General features: G+C 66.1%; 16 protein-coding genes. 7 read left to right on the forward strand and 9 right to left on the reverse strand.

Annotated elements, in window-relative coordinates; translation table 11 throughout:
* Positions 1-55: 55 nt before the first annotated feature.
* Together glpK and QNO03_RS02785 are read right to left on the reverse strand one after the other, a co-directional pair.
* Positions 56-1,579, reverse strand: a complete 1,524-nt coding sequence (gene glpK, locus QNO03_RS02780; protein WP_289601754.1) for a glycerol kinase GlpK — start codon at positions 1,577-1,579, stop codon at positions 56-58.
* A 63-nt stretch (positions 1,580-1,642) separates the two neighbouring features.
* Complete coding sequence (locus QNO03_RS02785) at positions 1,643-2,386, reverse strand: MIP/aquaporin family protein (RefSeq protein WP_289601755.1); 744 nt, start codon at positions 2,384-2,386, stop codon at positions 1,643-1,645.
* 197 nt (positions 2,387-2,583) lie between these two features.
* On the opposite strand from QNO03_RS02785, the gene QNO03_RS02790 reads away from it, so the two are divergent.
* Genes QNO03_RS02790 through QNO03_RS02800 form a run of 3 tightly spaced genes read left to right on the forward strand, consistent with a single transcriptional unit; the run spans position 2,584 to position 5,441 of the window.
* Entirely contained in the window at positions 2,584-3,420 is an 837-nt protein-coding gene (locus QNO03_RS02790; RefSeq protein WP_289601757.1) for an aldo/keto reductase, read from the forward strand.
* Positions 3,421-4,350, forward strand: coding sequence for an alpha/beta fold hydrolase (locus QNO03_RS02795; RefSeq protein ID WP_289601759.1), 930 nt, complete (start codon positions 3,421-3,423; stop codon positions 4,348-4,350). It begins immediately after the preceding gene.
* Between the two features lie 2 nt (positions 4,351-4,352).
* Positions 4,353-5,441 carry a glycosyltransferase family 4 protein gene (locus tag QNO03_RS02800; RefSeq protein WP_289602052.1) on the forward strand — a complete coding sequence of 363 codons (1,089 nt, stop codon included), beginning with the start codon at positions 4,353-4,355 and terminating at the stop codon, positions 5,439-5,441.
* A gap of 37 nt (positions 5,442-5,478) precedes the next feature.
* Here QNO03_RS02800 and QNO03_RS02805 read toward each other — a convergent pair whose 3' ends face one another.
* Together QNO03_RS02805 and QNO03_RS02810 are read right to left on the reverse strand one after the other, a co-directional pair.
* On the reverse strand, positions 5,479-6,492 hold the full coding sequence (locus tag QNO03_RS02805; RefSeq protein WP_289601761.1) for an NADP-dependent oxidoreductase: 1,014 nt from the start codon (positions 6,490-6,492) through the stop codon (positions 5,479-5,481).
* A gap of 55 nt (positions 6,493-6,547) precedes the next feature.
* Entirely contained in the window at positions 6,548-6,982 is a 435-nt protein-coding gene (locus QNO03_RS02810) for a MarR family winged helix-turn-helix transcriptional regulator (RefSeq protein WP_229948515.1), read from the reverse strand.
* Positions 6,983-7,116: 134 nt separating this feature from the next.
* On the opposite strand from QNO03_RS02810, the gene QNO03_RS02815 reads away from it, so the two are divergent.
* The 4 genes from QNO03_RS02815 (at position 7,117) to QNO03_RS02830 (ending at position 10,911) form a co-directional block, all read left to right on the forward strand.
* Positions 7,117-8,088 (forward strand): phosphotransferase, encoded by a 972-nt coding sequence (locus QNO03_RS02815; protein ID WP_289601762.1) that lies wholly within the window; start codon positions 7,117-7,119, stop codon positions 8,086-8,088.
* Positions 8,089-8,179: 91 nt separating this feature from the next.
* Positions 8,180-9,835, forward strand: coding sequence for an HNH endonuclease (locus QNO03_RS02820; protein ID WP_289601764.1), 1,656 nt, complete (start codon positions 8,180-8,182; stop codon positions 9,833-9,835).
* Between the two features lie 53 nt (positions 9,836-9,888).
* A complete protein-coding gene (locus tag QNO03_RS02825) occupies positions 9,889-10,623 on the forward strand; it encodes an MBL fold metallo-hydrolase (RefSeq protein ID WP_289601766.1) in 735 nt (244 codons plus the stop codon).
* 153 nt (positions 10,624-10,776) lie between these two features.
* Complete coding sequence (locus QNO03_RS02830; protein ID WP_289601767.1) at positions 10,777-10,911, forward strand: hypothetical protein; 135 nt, start codon at positions 10,777-10,779, stop codon at positions 10,909-10,911.
* Between the two features lie 9 nt (positions 10,912-10,920).
* On the opposite strand, the gene QNO03_RS02835 is transcribed toward QNO03_RS02830, so the two are convergent.
* The 5 genes from QNO03_RS02835 to gmk are packed head-to-tail and all read right to left on the reverse strand — an operon-like array spanning position 10,921 to position 16,458.
* Positions 10,921-13,038, reverse strand: coding sequence for a primosomal protein N' (locus tag QNO03_RS02835; RefSeq protein WP_289601769.1), 2,118 nt, complete (start codon positions 13,036-13,038; stop codon positions 10,921-10,923).
* Between the two features lie 6 nt (positions 13,039-13,044).
* Entirely contained in the window at positions 13,045-14,268 is a 1,224-nt protein-coding gene (gene metK / locus QNO03_RS02840) for a methionine adenosyltransferase (RefSeq protein WP_229948525.1), read from the reverse strand.
* Positions 14,269-14,323: 55 nt separating this feature from the next.
* On the reverse strand, positions 14,324-15,568 hold the full coding sequence (coaBC, locus tag QNO03_RS02845) for a bifunctional phosphopantothenoylcysteine decarboxylase/phosphopantothenate--cysteine ligase CoaBC (protein WP_289601771.1): 1,245 nt from the start codon (positions 15,566-15,568) through the stop codon (positions 14,324-14,326).
* A gap of 30 nt (positions 15,569-15,598) precedes the next feature.
* Positions 15,599-15,862 carry a DNA-directed RNA polymerase subunit omega gene (rpoZ, locus tag QNO03_RS02850; protein ID WP_231707475.1) on the reverse strand — a complete coding sequence of 88 codons (264 nt, stop codon included), beginning with the start codon at positions 15,860-15,862 and terminating at the stop codon, positions 15,599-15,601.
* 26 nt (positions 15,863-15,888) lie between these two features.
* Complete coding sequence (gene gmk / locus QNO03_RS02855; RefSeq protein WP_229948533.1) at positions 15,889-16,458, reverse strand: guanylate kinase; 570 nt, start codon at positions 16,456-16,458, stop codon at positions 15,889-15,891.
* Positions 16,459-16,498 lie beyond the last annotated feature (40 nt).

Below are 16,498 nucleotides of genomic sequence, written 5' to 3' on the forward strand. Positions count from 1 at the left end.
GAAAGGCCCCGGCAGTCTCGCTGCCGGGGCCTTTCATTACTACGCTGCGTTCGAATTACTGAACGTCGTCGTCAACCCAGTCGAAGGTCTTGGTGACGGCCTTCTTCCAGAGACGCATCTGGCGCTCACGCTCGGAATCCTCCATCTGCGGGGACCAGCGCTTGCCTTCCGCCCAGTTCTGCTCGAGCTCGTCGGTGTCGTTCCAGAACCCGACGGCCAAGCCGGCAGCATAGGCAGCACCCAGCGCCGTTGTCTCGATGACCTTGGGCCGGACAACGTCCACGCCGAGGATGTCTGCCTGGAACTGCATCAGGGCGTCGTTGGCAACCATGCCGCCATCCACGCGCAGTTCACTTAGCGGAACACCGGAGTCGGCGTTCACGGCGTCCAGCACCTCGCGGGTCTGGAAGGCGGTGGCTTCCAGGGCGGCCCGGGCGATGTGGTTCTTGTTCACGTAACGCGTCAGGCCCACCATGGCACCGCGCGCATCCGCGCGCCAGTACGGCGCGAAGAGTCCGGAGAACGCCGGGACGATGTACACGCCGCCGTTGTCCTCCACCTTGCGGGCGAGCTCTTCGATCTCCGGGGCGCTGTTGATGATGCCCAGGTTGTCGCGCAGCCACTGGACCAGGGAACCGGTGACGGCGATGGAACCCTCGAGGGCGTAGACCGGCTTGGCGTCGCCCAGCTGGTAGGCAACGGTGGTGATGAGTCCATTCTCGGAACGGACAATCTCCTCACCGGTGTTGAAGATCAGGAAGCAGCCGGTGCCGTAGGTGTTCTTGGCGTTACCCTTTTCGAAGGCGGCCTGCCCGAACGTCGCGGCCTGCTGGTCGCCGAGGATGCCGGCCACCGGGGTCTCGCGCAGCAGCTGCGAGCCGGCAACCATGCCGTACACCTCGGACGAGGACTTGATTTCCGGGAGCATGGACTTCGGGATGCCGAATTCCTTGAGGATGTCCTCATCCCAGGTGAGGGTCTCAAGGTTCATAAACAGGGTGCGGGAGGCGTTGGTGACATCGGTGATGTGCACGCCGCCGTCCGTTCCGCCGGTCAGGTTCCAGACAATCCAGGAATCCGTGTTGCCGAACATGAGGTCCCCCGCCTCTGCCCGTTCACGTGCCCCCTCTACGTTGTCCAGGATCCACTTGATCTTCGTGCCGGAGAAGTACGTTGCCAGCGGCAGGCCAACGGTGTCCTTGAAACGGTCGAGACCGCCGTTTTGGGCCAGCTCGTTGACGATCGGCTGCGTGCGGGTGTCCTGCCAGACAATGGCGTTGTAGACCGGCTCACCGGTGTTGCGGTCCCAGACCACGGCCGTTTCACGCTGGTTGGTGATTCCGACGGCGGCAATGTCGTGCCGGGTCAGGTTCGCCTTGGACAGGGCGCTGCCCACAACCTCACGGACGTTCGTCCAGATTTCCATCGGATCGTGCTCGACCCAGCCGGCATGCGGGAAGATCTGCTCGTGTTCCTTCTGCCCGGTGGAAACGATGTTTCCTTCGTGGCCGAAGACGATGGCACGGCTGCTGGTGGTGCCCTGGTCAATGGCGATGATGTACCTGGGATTGTCAGGCATTGTTTCTGCTCCTTGCGGTGGGGGTCTTTGGGGGTGGCGGGCCGGCGTGGCCTGCCGTTTTCGCTATACCGGAAGCGGGAGGGGAAGCTGTGCGCCCACAAGGCCGCCCAGGGCGCCGCCGATCAGCGGGCCGACAACCGGAACCCAGGCATAGGCCCAGTCGCTGCTGCCCTTGCCCGGAATGGGAAGCAGGGCGTGCGCGATCCGCGGTCCGAGGTCACGGGCGGGATTGATGGCGTAGCCGGTGGGTCCGCCGAGCGAGGCGCCAATGCCGAGGACAAGCAGTGCAACAGCCAGCGGGCCGAGTCCGGAGGGGGTCCCGGCGAAGGCAACGATGATGAAAACCAGGACGAAGGTGCCGATAACCTCGGTCACCACATTCCACCCGTAGGAACGGATTGCAGGACCCGTGGAGAACACGCCCAGGATGTTGGCGGCGTCGGGCTCGTCGTCGAACTGCTTCTTGTACGCGAGCCAGGCCACGACAGCACCCACAATGGCGCCGACCATCTGACCGGCGAAGTAGACCATGGCTGCCCCGAAGGAAACCTCGACGCCGTCCGCGAACTCGTCCGCACCGCTGGCCCACAGGCCTACGGTCACGGCGGGGTTGATGTGCGCACCCGAAAGCGCGGCCGCGTACACGCCGGCAAACACACCGATGGCCCACCCCCAGTTGACCATCAGGAACCCGCCGCCGGCACCCTTCGTTTTAGCCAGGGCCACGTTCGCCACGACACCGCAGCCGAGAATAATGAGGATGGCCGTGCCGGCCAGCTCGCTGACGAAAACTTCTCCCAGAGTCACCATCGACTCCTCCGATCATTCGTATCTGTCCGCGACCCAGGTGGGAGGGCGGACTGTTGGGTTCTATGCAATCAATCTTTTGCAAGAAGCGCCATTACCTTAGCTGACCTGTTTGGCCGCACGCCAACCCTCGGGGAGTGAAACAGGTAGTCAGGGCGGGATTCGGCCGTCTGCCGGGACCTCGGTAAAGTCGTCCTATGCAGCCTGCAGCGCGAATCCCGCTCAATAACGGCGTCCTAATGGACGAGGTTGGTTTCGGTACGTACAAAATCCCGCCCGACGCCGCAGCACGGCTGTGCCTGGACGCCCTCGGGGCGGGGTACCGCCACATCGACACCGCAGCCCTGTACGGCAACGAAGCCGGGGTCGGCGAGGCCGTGGACTCCTTCATAAGCGGCGGCAGTGCCGGGCGCAGCGACCTCTTCGTCACGTCCAAGGTCTGGAACACGGACCAGGGCTACGACTCGACCCTGCGGGCCTTCGACGCGTCCCTCGCCCGGCTGGGGCTGGACTACTTGGATCTCTACCTGATCCACTGGCCCTGCCCGGAGCGCGGCCTGTTCATCGATACCTACCGTGCGCTGGAGGCGCTCTACGCCGAGGGCCGGGTCCGGGCCATCGGCGTCTCGAACTTCCAGCCCGCCCATCTGGAACAGCTGCTGGACGCGACCAGAATTGTCCCCGCGGTAAACCAGATTGAGCTGCATCCCTGGCTCGCCCAGGCGGAACTGCGCCAGCTGCATCAGCAGCTCGGTATCCGCACGGCAGCGTGGAGTCCGCTGGGCCGCGGGGCGGTTCTGGCGGATCCCGTCGTGGTGCGGATTGCCGACGAACTGGGACGCACCCCGGCGCAGGTGATTCTCCGTTGGCACCTGGACCTGGGCAACATCGTGATTCCCAAGGCGAGCACCCCGGAGCGGATCGCCGGAAACCTGGACCTGTACTCCTTCGGGTTGACCGACGGGCACCGGACAGCATTGAACGCACTCGACCGCGGCCAGCGGTCCGGATCCCATCCGGACGAGGTGAACTGAATGTCCGGCACCGCCGCCCGCCGCACCCCAACGCCGTCGGGCGCCCCCGCCCCCTTCACCCGGACACCCACCGTGCACTCCTTTAGGGTGGACGGCACGCAGCAGGTCTGCCGGGACTTCGCACCTGTGAACGACGACGGCGCAGGCCTGCCGCCGATCTTCATGGTCCACGGCTTCCGCGGCGACCACCATGGACTGCTGCGGATTGTCGAGGCGCTCCCCCGCCACCGTGTCCTGGTGCCGGACCTTCCCGGCTTCGGCGCCGGTGCGGCCCTTCCCCGCCCGCACGACGTCCCCGCCTACACCGCCTTTGTCCGGGACGCGCTGGCCGCCCTGGGCCTGGGTCCGGACACCGTCCTGCTCGGCCACTCCTTCGGCTCGATCATCGCCGCGCACCTTGCGGCGGAGTCGCCGGAACTCATCAGTGAGCTGATCCTCGTTAACCCCATCTGCGAGCCTGCGCTGGAGGGTCCCAAGGGCATCACCAGCAAGGCCGCCGAGCTCTACTACCGGCTGGCTGCGGCGCTGCCGGAAAAACCCGGCATGGGGCTGCTGCGCAGCCCGGTGATTGTCCGCGGCATGAGCATGCTGATGGCGAAGACCCGGGATCCCGGCCTGCGGCGCTGGATCCATGCCCAGCACGATGCGTACTTCAGTGCCTTCGCCAGCCGGCGGGTGGTGCTGGACGCTTTCCGGGCGTCCATCAGCGACACCGTGCGTGACGTCGCCGCCCGGCTGAGCATGCCGGTGCTGCTGATCGCCGCCGAGCTGGACGACATCGGCTCGGTGAAGGGACAGCGGCGGCTCGCGGAGCTGGTCCCGGATTCGGAGCTGCACGTCCTGCCCGGCGTCGGACATCTGGTGCACTACGAAAAGCCCGCTGAGGCAGCCGAAATGATCGATGATTTCCTGTCCCGGAGGCATCCATGAGGCTGCGCCTGGCCGTCGACGCCCGGTTTACCCGTACCGACCACCACGACGGCATCAGCCGGTACGGGGCCAGCCTGATCGAAGCCGTGAGCACGCACGCCGACGTCGTGATGCTGATTTCGGACGAACGCCAGCTGGCCCTGCTCCCCGACCTGCCGTGGGTAAAAATCAACAGCCCGCTCTCCCCCGCGGAGCTGTTCGTGGCCTTCCGGATCAACCGGCTGGGCGCGGATGCCGTCTTCTGCCCCATGCAGACCATGGGCAGCTGGGGCCGGAAGTATCCGTTAATCCTGACCCTGCATGACCTGATTTATTACCAGAACCCGACGCCGCCGTCGTTCCTGCCCCTTCCGGTGCGGGGGCTGTGGCGGCTCTATCACCTGGCCTACTGGCCGCAGCGGCTGCTGCTGGGCAGGGCCGACGTCGTCGCCACCATCAGCGAAACGACCCGGGACCTGATGTCCCGCCACCGGCTGACGAAGCGTCCGGTCCGCATCGTGGCCAACGCACCCCAGGCGGGTGCCGTGCCGCGGGACCCGGACGCGGGGGCGGAACCGTCGCTGCTGTATATGGGCTCGTTCATGCCGTACAAAAACGTGGAGACGATCATCCGCGGCATGGAATACCTGCCGGGCTTCACCCTGCACCTGCTCAGCCGGATTACCGATGCGCGGCGCAGCGAGCTGGAAGCGCTGGTTCCCGCCGGCGCGCGCGTGCAGTTCCACAACGGGGTCACCGATGAGGAGTACGACCAGCTCCTGCGCCGCACCACGGCGCTGGTGACCCTCTCGAAGGCCGAGGGCTACGGGCTGCCGGTGATCGAGGCCATGGCGGTGGGCACACCGGTGGTCGCCAGCGACATACCGATCTTCCGCGAGGTTTCCGGCGGTGCGGCGCTGCTGGTGGATCCGGATGATCCGGCGGGCTTTGCAGCTGCCGTGGAGCAGCTTAGGGAGCCGGGGCGCTGGAGGAAGGCGTCCGACGCTGGAGTGGACCGGGCGGCGGACTACAGCTGGGGTGCCTCCGCCGGCCAGCTCTTGGAAGCGGCCGGGGAGGCTGTCCGCCTGTTCCCCGGCCGCCGCCGTCGCTGATCCCTACTTGCCGCTGATCGCTACTTGCCGTTGATCCCTACTTGCCCAGGTTCACGATCATCTTGCCCTTGTTGGCACCCTTCATCAGGTCGATGAAGGCCTGCGGGGAGTTTTCGAGTCCGTCCACGAACGTCTCGTCGTAGCGGACCAGGCCTTCCTGCAGCCAGCCGGTCATCAGAGCGGCAAACTCGTCGGCGTACTGCTTGTAGCTGCCCACCAGGAACCCGCGAAGTGTGATCTCCTTGCCGATGGCAATGGCGAGGTTGCGCGGGCCGACGGGCGCATCGTTGTACTGCGAGATGGCGCCGCACATGGCGATCCGGCCGAACTTGTTCATGACCGAAAGGGCCGCTTCAAGGTGCTCGCCGCCGACGTTGTCGAAGTAGACGTCAATGCCGTCGGCCCCGGCGGCCTTCTTCAGCGAATCCTTCACGGGGCCGTCGTGGTAGTTGAACGCCTCGTCGAAGCCAAGATCGAGCAGCCGCTGGACCTTTTCGGCGGACCCGGCGCTGCCGATGACCTTCTTGGCCCCCATGGCCTTGGCGATCTGGCCCACCACGGCGCCCACGGCGCCCGCGGCTCCCGAGACGAAGACGACGTCGCCCTCCTTGAACTCAGCCACCTTGGTCAGGCCGGCATAGGCAGTCTCGCCGGTCATGCCCAGCACACCCAGGTACGCGCTGGCCGGAGCGGCATCCGTGTCGATGACCCGCGCGCGGCGGCCGTCCAGGACGGCGTAGTCGCGCCAGCCCAGTCCGTGCAGCACCTTGTCCCCCGGCTTGTGGTCCGGTGAGCGCGACTCCACGACTTCACCGACGGCGCCGCCCTCCAGCGGAGCGTCGAGCTGGAACGGCGGTACATAGGACTTGGCATCATTCATCCGCCCGCGCATGTACGGGTCCACGGACATGTGCAGGTTTCGGACCAGGACCTGGCCCTCCTGCAGCTCGGGGACAGGGACCTCCACGAGGCGGAAGTTCTGCTCCGTGGGCCACCCTTCAGGGCGGGAAGCAAGCTGGATTTCGCGGCCGGTTGCGGGGTAACTGCTCATGGAGTGAACCTTACTGTTGGGGTTGATGGTACGAATCGCTGCGGTTAGTCCGCCACTATTTCGCCACGGCCTGCCGCAGGGCGGCGGTGACCTTGGCAAGGGTCTCCTGCAGGCTTTCCAGGTCCTGCGGTGCCAGTCCGGCGGACTCGGCGAGCCGGTCCGGCAGTTGCCGGGCGTGCTGTTCAAGTGCACGTCCGGCATCGGTGAGGTGGATACGGACGCGCCTTTCGTCCTCGGCCGCACGGATGCGCTGCACCAGTTCCGCTGCTTCCAGCCGCTTGAGCAGCGGCGAAAGCGTTCCGGAGTCCAGGTCCAGCGCCTCCCCCAGGTCCCGGACGCTTTGGGCGTCTTCCTCCCAGAGCAGCGACATCACCAGGTACTGCGGGTAGGTCAGCCCCAGCTCGTCGAGCATCGGACGGTAGAGGGCCGTGGCCGCCCGGGAGGCGGAGTACAGCGAGAAGCACACCTGCCGCTGCAGTGATTCGTTCATTTCCCCACCGTAGGCCCACATTCAATTGTGCACAACCTATTTTTGGCAGCGCTTTCCCTTTCCGGCTCGGTTCCAGTTCCGGTTCAGGTTCCGGTTCCGGTTCCATGGCAGGGTGCTGGCCTATGCTGTTCCGAATGCAGATCATCCCGGATTACCGCCGCACCGCCAGGCGCCGCAGCTGGAGCGACCTTCCGCCGGTCCTTCAGGAGACCTTTTGCACGCGGCTGGGCGGCCGCATCACCTCGGTCGAGCCGGCGGGCGGCGGTTTCACGCCGGGTTTTGCCGCGGTTCTGGTGTCCGACGCCGGGGCACGCGTGTTCGCGAAGGCCGCACCGGCGTCGGACACGGTGATCTACCCGTCCTATCTCCGCGAGTCGCAGGTGGTTCCCCTGATGCCGGCGGGGATGCCCATGCCGGCACTGCAGGCGACCGAGAGCCTGGTGGCCGACGGTATTGCCTGGCAGCTGCTGATCTACGAAGCGGTGGACGGGTACATGCCGGGGCACCCCTGGACCCAGGCAGACCTTGCTGCGGTGGAAGCTGCCTGCAGCGCAGCCGCCCGGCTTCTGGCCGGCTTTCCCCGTGCTGCTGCGGGCACCCCGGTGGCCGACGATATGACCGGAGTACCAACATGCTTCGCCCCGGTGGCCGGTGGCGGCCCTGCTCCATGGTTCCTCCCGGACCTGACGACTTCTGAAGCCCGGATGTTCCAGGAACTGCTGGAGCTGTGTCCGGAAGCCCTGGCCGGCGACTCCGTCATTCACGGTGATCTCCGGCCGGACAACATCCTGATCAGTTCCGGCCGGGCACTGATCTGTGACTGGAATTTCCTCGGTACCGGTGCGCCGTGGCTGGACTGGGTCGGGGTGCTCCCCTACGTGCGTGCCGACGGGTTCGACGTCGACGCGGAGCTTCAGCGCTCGCTCCTTACGCGGGACGTTCCGGCGCGGCATATCGACGCCTGGCTGGCGGCTCTGCTGAACTACATGATCGATTCGGGCAACAAGCCGGAAGTCCCCTCCAGTCCGCATCTGCGCAGCCACGGCAGGCATACCGCACGGTTGATCTACGCATGGCTGGTCAGCCGGCTCGGCTTGCGGGGGTAGCCCGGGCCGACTTCCACAACGCGGAAAACGGGTAGTCAGTTGCGTAAATTTTCCCTTTAGAAGAGCAGGTTCGCTGACTAGACTCGAATACATGTTCGAATACGCACCGGCTGCTTCGCATCGTGAGAGGGCACCCTTGGGTTCCCACTCCACGGTGTTCGGCGCCTGGGTGGAGTATCTGGCTGAGGTTGTCCTCGATCCCACGGACCCGTCTGATGCTGTCGCTGGTGCGGACTTGCCGTCGGGCACCACTTCCGCAGGCGGTGGCCCCGCCGCACCCGCCGTTACCCCTGTCACCGGCCTCATTTCCCAGTCCGGCAGCTCTTCCGGGCGCGAACGAGGCACCGCCTCAGACGGGGATTTGATCGACCAGCTGCGTGCGCTGGAAGAGCTTAAGGCAGCCGCTGCAGCTGCGCAGGCGCGGATCGCTGCGGCATTCGATGCGTCGCAGCGCCGCCTGCAGGTGCAGGCCGGAGTGAAGCTGGAAAATCTGGGCCGCGGGGTCGCAGCGCAGGTCGCTCTGGCCAGGAAGGAATCCCCCAACAAGGGCGGAAGATTGCTCGGTTTCGCCAAGGCGCTCACCACGGAGATGCCATACACACTGCAGGCTCTGACGCTTGGAAAAATCAACGAGTGGCGTGCGACGCTGCTGGTCCGCGAAACGGCATGCCTGTCTGCCGAGGACCGCAGGCGGGTGGACGAGGAAGTGGCCGGTGATCTCCTGGTCCTGGAGTCTCTCGGAGACCGGCAGATCATTGCCCGCACCAAGGCTGCTGCGTACCGGTTGGATCCGCAGGCTGCGGTGAACCGTGCAGCGAAGGCCGTTTCCGAACGCTTCGTCTCCTGCCGTCCGGCACCGGACACCATGACCTACCTGACCGGATTGCTGCCGGTGGCCCAGGGCGTGGGCGTTTACGCGGCTCTTTGCCGCGAAGCCGACCGCCTGCGCGCCGCAGGCGATACCCGGGGCCGCGGTCAGATCATGGCGGACACCCTGGTGCGACGGGTCACGGGCCAGGCAGACGCGGCACGGATGAAAGTCGAGATTCAGCTGGTCATGACCGACCGGACCTTACTGGCCGGAGATTCCGAACCAGCGTTGATCCCCGGATACGGACCGGTTCCAGCTCAGTGGGCCCGGAACCTGGTTCGGGAGCGGACCCGGGACCTTGACCGAAATCGGAGGCGGGACCGGGACCCAGCCCGGAATGGAGACCGGGATAACCATCTGACAACGCGCAGGGGTCCATTCGGGAAAGAGGCGGAACGCTGGATCCGAAGGCTCTACACCGCCCCGGAATCCGGCGAACTGGTGGCGATGGATTCCAATGCGCGGTTATTTCCCACCTCTTTGGCCCGTTTTATAGCTACCCGGGACCAAACCTGCAGAACACCCTGGTGCGGAGCTCCGATCCGGCATCTGGACCACATCCAGCCCCACCGCCGGGGCGGACCAACGAGTGCCGCCAACGGGCAGGGTCTATGTGAAGCGTGCAACCACGCCAAGGAAGCGCCGAGCTGGAGCGCGCGGACACGAGGACCAACCGCGGATGAGGCAGCTGGAGGTTTGGGGGCTGGAACAGGTACCGGTATACATCGCACGGTGGAGACGATCACACCCACCGGACATATCTACCGGTTACCGCACCTCCCCTGCCGGGAAAACCGCCATCGGTTCGGGTGCCCGGCTTGGTCGAAGACCCGCCCGTTCAAGACTCACCCGCCGAAGCCTGGCTCGTCGACTTGATACGGGCAGCGTGACGTGAATACCGATACCCCGACTGATCAAGGAGCCCCCTCATGAGACTCGGACCTCATCTGCACCGCATCGGCAATGACATCGTTGCTGCCTATCTGGTCGACACGGAGGATGGTGTAACTGTCATCGACACCGGACTGCCCGGGCATTGGGAGGATCTGCTCACCGAGCTGCAGGCAATGGGCCGCTCCCTGGATGATGTGCGCGGCGTAATCCTGACCCATGGCGACAGTGACCATATCGGCTTTGCTGAGAAGCTGCGGCAGAAAATGGGCGTACCTGTCTTTCTGCACTCCCTGGACGCTGAACGTGCACGTGGCGGCAATAAGCCTAAAACCACCATGGGTCCGTGGAGGGTTTTCCCTCTGACTCAGTTCGCCCTATACGGGCTGCGTAAGCGTGGCTGGCGCCCAAAATATCTCGCCGAGGTCACAGAGGTGGCAGATGGAGACGTCCTTCCGCTGCCTGGCTCACCACGGGTGATCGGCATGCCTGGTCATTCGCCGGGCAGCATCGCCGTCCACGTTCCGGCCGCGGATGCCGTCTTCGTCGGCGATGCACTGACAACCCGCCACGTCCTGACCGGGGTGTCGGGCATTCAGCCCGCACCGTTCACCGACGATCCGGACGCAGCCCTCGATTCCCTCGGCCGGCTCGCGGGCGTCGAAGCCAGCTGGGTGCTGCCCGGGCACGGCGCTCCTTGGCGCGGCAATCCCGAAGCTCTACAGGACCTTGCCCGGCAGGCGATGGAACAAACGTCCAAGGGGAAAAACTAGGTGGCCAAATTCACCGCAATTCCGGTCAATTCACCTGTACGCAGAGCGGGATACTGGGAAATGTACGCCATTGAACCAACTCTGCCGGGGTACGGCTAGACCCCTCTGACTAAACCCGGCGGGAAAGGGGATCCCCGGGTGAGGATGCCAATCTTGAACCATCGGCACTGGATGATCCACGGAGTACCCCGTGGGCTGTTTGGCCAGCTGTCCCGCCTGGGCGGCGCCGCCCAGCTGGCGCTGCTTTCCCTGCTCGGCGCCAGCGCCATCCTGTTGGAACTGCTGTAGCACTACCCCTTAGAGAACGTCCGTGCCGTCCACCCGGATATAGACGGGATCCCCGGTCCGGCGGGCCGAGGCAGCAGCCTTGGTCGAACGCAGCGCCGCGGTAATGGCCGGAGCCGCGTTGTACGGGAAGAACAGCAGCGTCCGGTAGCGCCCGCCCGCGCCACCCAGTTGCCCGTCCGGAGCAGGGGTAGCGACGGCGGTTGCCAGGGGTGCCGGTCCCACCGCACGGACACCCTCGGGCAGCCCGAGCCGGGCGGTAAACGCTTCCAGCCCCTCCCGGGAACCGGTCAGCTCGGCATAGCGCACAGCCGGAGGCAGCCCGAGTTCGCGCCGGAGCTCCAGTTCCCGTTCCGCCGCCGACGCCGGGTCCCAGCGGAGCAGGTGCCCCACCGTTGCCGTGTCGTCAGCCGTCACCACCACCAGGCCTTTTTCGGAAGCGGGACGGACCAGGGCAGCTGCAGTGAACCAGCGCCGCAGGGTGTCCTCGCCTGCCCGCAGGGATTCGCGCGAGAGCATCGCGTTGCCGTCCAGCAGGATCGCCGCGGCGTAGCCGCCCGCTGCAACAGGCTCGGCTCCGGGGGTAGCCACCACCAGCGCCGGAGTATCGGGGATGTCGGTGCGGATGTGGTCCCCCGCAGAGGAGATGACAGTGGTGGAAGGGAAAGCGCGGCCCAGTTCCTCGGCAGTACGTCCGGCCCCCGCGGTGGAACCGCGCAGCTGGGTTCCGCCACAGTTGCCGCAATGCCACATCGGTTCGGGGCGTCCGCACCAGCGGCAGGCAGGGATCCCGTTCCTGCTGGCCAGTCCCAGCGGGCCGGAGCAGTTCCGGCAGCGGGCAGGTTCGCGGCACTCCTGGCAGGACAGTGCCGGCGAAAACCCGGTCCGCGCCACCTGCACCAGCACGGGGCCGCGGGTCAGCCCGTCCTGGGCAGCCTTCCACGCCGCGTGCGGTATGCGTGCCCGTGCGGCCAACGGATCGCGTTCCATCGTGAAGGAGTCGGTAGTGCTGACCACGCGCGGGGCGTGTGCACGGACGGTTGAACGCTCCGCGGCAATGCCTGCAGCCCAGCCGCTGGCCACCAGCCGCTGGGCTTCAGTGCTCCTCGAATGCGAGGCCATAAGCAGGGCCGCATCTTCCAGTTCGGCACGAAGCAGCAGCACGTCGCGTGCGTGCTGGTACGGTGCCCGCTGCTCGGCGTGCAGCTCATCGGCGTCGTCCCAGATGACGGCCAGGCCCAGGTCCTGGACCGGCGCATAGGCGGCGGACCGCGTCCCCACGGCTACCCGGACATCGCCGTGCAGCAGCTGCAGAAAACTCCGGTACCGCGGCGTCGGTCCGTCTTCGGCGGTCAACCGGACAAAAGCGTCGGCTCCGATGCGTGCAGTAAGAGCAGCCTGCAGCCTGGCCAGGTCTTTGTTGTCGGGCACTACGACGACGGCGCCCCGCCCGGAGAGCAGCGTGGACCGGACAGCTTCGGCAACTTCGGCCGGCCAGTCCAGGGGACCATATCCGCCGAGCGAAGAGAGCACGGCACGCGGACTGTGGCCTGCGGCAAGGTGGGTCAGGAAACGTGGTCCGTGCGGGTACCGCGTCAGGGGGTTCGCGCCGGCACCCTCCGGACCCGCGGGGATCTCCTTTGGCCCGGTGGCTGTTCCCCCGGCAGCTTCAGCCCGCGCCGCGGCGGTGAATTCCTTGTCCACCCGTGCCGCACGCGGCGGAATGGCCACCCGAAGCACGTCATGCACGGTTCCGGCGTAGCGTGCGGCGACGGCCTCGGCCAGGCGCAGGATCTGCGGAGTGAGGACCGGCTGCGGCGAAATCACCTTGCCCAACGGCATCAACCGTGCGGTGGTGTCTGCTTCCGCCGCGCGCTCGGTGATAAAGCCCGGCAGTTCCTGTCCGCCGAAACGCACCTTGACCCGGGCACCTGCCACGGCGTCGGCGTCGAGGTCGGCCGGGACGAGGTAGTCGAAGGGGCGGTCCAGATGCGGCAGCGGCGAGTCCAGCAGCACGCGCGCAATCGGGAGGGCGGAAGCGGGCTGGGCCTTGCCCACGGCCTTTTCCGACGGCGTGAAGCCGTGCAGCAGGGACAGCTGCACGGCTTCTCCGGAACGGTCCGCAGGCATGGCCGGCTACACGTTGAAGTAGCTGCGGAGGTCCTCGACCTTGTCCTTGCGCTCCCAGGTGAACCCTTCGTCCTCCCGGCCGAAGTGGCCGTGGGCGGCAGTCCGCTGGTAGATGGGGCGCTTGAGGTCCAGGCCGTTGATGATGCCCAACGGACGCAGGTCGAAGACTTCCTGCACGGCGTCGGCAATCCGCGCCGGGTCCACCGTTTCGGTGCCGAAGGTTTCGACGTAGATGCCTACGGGGCGGGCCATGCCGATCGCGTAGGCAATCTGGATTTCCGCGCGCCGGGCCAGGCCGGCGGCAACCACGTTCTTGGCTACCCAGCGCATCGCGTAGGCGGCCGAACGGTCGACCTTGCTCGGATCCTTGCCGCTGAAGGCACCGCCGCCGTGGCGGGCGAACCCGCCGTAGGTGTCGACGATGATTTTCCGGCCGGTGAGGCCGGCGTCGCCCACGGGGCCGCCGATAACGAAGGGGCCGCCGGGGTTGATGATGTGCTCGACGGCGGAGATGTCCAGGTCGGTGCCGGCCAGTACCGGGTTGACCACGTATTCCACCATGTCGGCACGCAGCTGCTCCAGGTCCAGGTCGGCGGCGTGCTGGGTGGAAACGACCACGGAGTCAACGGAAACCGGCCGGTCGCCGTCGTATCCAACGGTGACCTGGGTCTTGCCGTCCGGGCGAAGGTACGGCAGGGTTCCGTCCTTGCGGACGGTGGTGAGGCGTTCGGAGAGGCGGTGGGCGAGCCAGATCGGCGTCGGCATCAGTACCGAGGTCTCGTCACTGGCGTAACCGAACATAATGCCCTGGTCCCCCGCGCCCTGGGCGTCGTAGGGGTCAACGACCTTGCCGGTGCGGTTCTCCAGGGAGTTGAAGACTCCGGAGGCGATTTCCGGGGACTGCTGGCCAATCGAGACGGACACACCGCAGCGGGCACCGTCGAACCCGTTGGCGGAGGAGTCATAGCCGATGTCCAGGATGGTGTCGCGGACCAGCTGCGGGATTTCGACGTAGCCCTCGGTGGTCACTTCTCCAGCGACGTGCACCAGACCGGTGGTCACCAGGGTTTCCACGGCGACCCGGGACTCGGGGTCGACTTTGAGGAGGCCGTCCAGGATGGCGTCACTGATCTGGTCACAGATTTTGTCCGGGTGGCCCTCGGTGACGGATTCCGAAGTGAAAAGGCGCAGGTTGGACTGCGGCTTAGGGGGGAAAGAAGTAGGAGTCACGGGATTTACTCTACCGGGCGGCACCGACCATCCCGGCACGGGCCGGGCTGCGGTGTCAGTCGCTGCGGGCGGCGAGTTCCGCCGCAATCCGGGCGATGATGCGGGCGGATACGTCCGCTTTGGTCCCGGCCACGCTTTCCACTGCTTCCTGCCCAGAGTCGGCGGGTGAGAGAATCCTCACCTCGGTCTCGTCCTGGCCGAAGACCAGCGAGGTGCCGACGCGGTTGAGCACCAGCAGGTCGCAGCCCTTACGGGCCAGCTTCTTGCGGCCGTATTCCAGCACGTCGCCGTTGGCGTCGCCGGTTTCGGCGGCAAAGCCGACAATGAGTTTCGGAATGCCGGTCCCGGCCGTGTCGCGTGCGTGGACGAGTTCCTGCAGGATGTCCGGATTACGGACCAGCGTGATGACGGGGTCCGCTTCGTCGTCGCGCTTCTTGATCTTGGTGTCCACCACCTCGGACGGACGGAAGTCCGCCACTGCAGCGGCCATGATGACGACGTCGGAGTCCGCGGCTGCGGCGTGGGCCGCGGCACGCAGTTCAAGGGCGGTTTCCACCCGGACCAGTTCGACGCCGCGGGGAGCCGGAACGTCCATATGCGCTGCGATCAGCCGGACCCGGGCACCGGCAGCCAGTGCGGCGTCCGCCAGGGCTGTCCCCTGCTTGCCAGAGGACCGGTTGCCGAGGAACCGTACGGGATCCAGCGGTTCACGGGTGCCGCCGGCGGTGATGGTGACCGTGGATCCGGTGAGAACGCGCGGGGCTTCGGCTGCGCCGTCGTCGACGGCGGCCAGTGCGGCGGCGAAGATTGCTTCGGGTTCCGGCAGGCGGCCGGGACCGGTGTCCTTGCCGGTCAGCCGTCCGATGCCGGGTTCCAGGACGACGGCGCCCCGGCTGCGCAGCGTGGCAACGTTGGCCGCCGTCGCGGGATGGGTCCACATCTCGGTATGCATCGCCGGAGCGAAGACCACGGGTCCGCGGGCCATCAACAGGGTGTTGGTCAGCAGGTCATTGGCCTGGCCGCCGGCGGCCCGGGCCAGCAGATCGGCCGTGGCCGGAGCCACCACAATCAGGTCCGCCTCATGGCCGAGCCGCACGTGGTTGACCTTCTCCACCTCGTCAAAGACCGAGGAGGAAACGGGGTTGCCGGAGAGTGCCTCCCAAGTGGCCGCTCCGACGAACTGTTTGGAGGATTCGGTGGGGACAACGGTGACGTTATGCCCGGCCTCGGTGAAAAGCCGCAGCAGCGACGCAGCCTTATAGGCGGCAATTCCGCCGCCAACGCCCAGCACTATGCGCACGCTGCCGCCTCCCCCTGTGGTTGCTGAGCTTTACTCGGCGCTCTCGCTCGGACGCGACACGAGCATGCCGTCGTTGATCTCGCGCAGGGCGATGGACAGCGGCTTTTCGTTCAGCTTGGTTTCCACCAGCGGGCCGACGTACTCGAACAGGCCCTCGTGCAGCTGGGAGTAGTAGGCGTTGATCTGGCGGGCGCGCTTGGCACCGTAGATGACCAGCGCGTACTTCGAGTCGGCTACGTTCAGCAGGTCGTCGATCGGCGGGTTGATGATGCCTTCAGACACAGGGTTCTCCAAAATTCTTGAACGGGATTCGCGGTTTGTCAGCGCGTGCGCGGACTGATTCCCATGAGTGATACAAGCTCAGCTGCAGCCCGCTGGACGTCGTCATTAATGACGGTGTGATCGAACTCGGACTCGGCAGCAAGTTCCAGTTTAGCGGTTTCCAGCCGTTGCTGCTGCTCTTCGGGCGTTTCGGTTCCGCGTCCTACCAGCCGGCGGACCATTTCGTCCCACGACGGCGGTGCCAGGAAGACGAAATTTGCGTCCGGCATGGACTTCTGAACCTGCCGGGCGCCCTGCAGATCGATCTCGAGCAACACGCTTCGACCTTCAGCCATGGCTGCCTCGACGGTGCGCCGCAGAGTTCCGTAGCGGTTGCGGCCGTGGACCACGGCCCACTCGAGCATCTGGTCCTGCTCGATCATGGCATCGAACTCCTCGGCGCTGACGAAGAAGTAATGCACGCCGTCTTCTTCACCCGGCCGGGGGGCGCGGGTGGTGGCCGACACGGAAAGCCAGACCTCCGGATAGTTGTCACGGATATAGGTGGATACAGTGCCTTTGCCAACTGCGGTTGGACCTGCAAGAACTGTCAGCCGCGGTTGCGACACGTAAACCTCATTCACTCGTTAATTCACTGATAACTGCTTG

The organism is Arthrobacter sp. zg-Y877 (assembly GCF_030373105.1).
Taxonomy (GTDB): domain Bacteria; phylum Actinomycetota; class Actinomycetes; order Actinomycetales; family Micrococcaceae; genus Arthrobacter_B.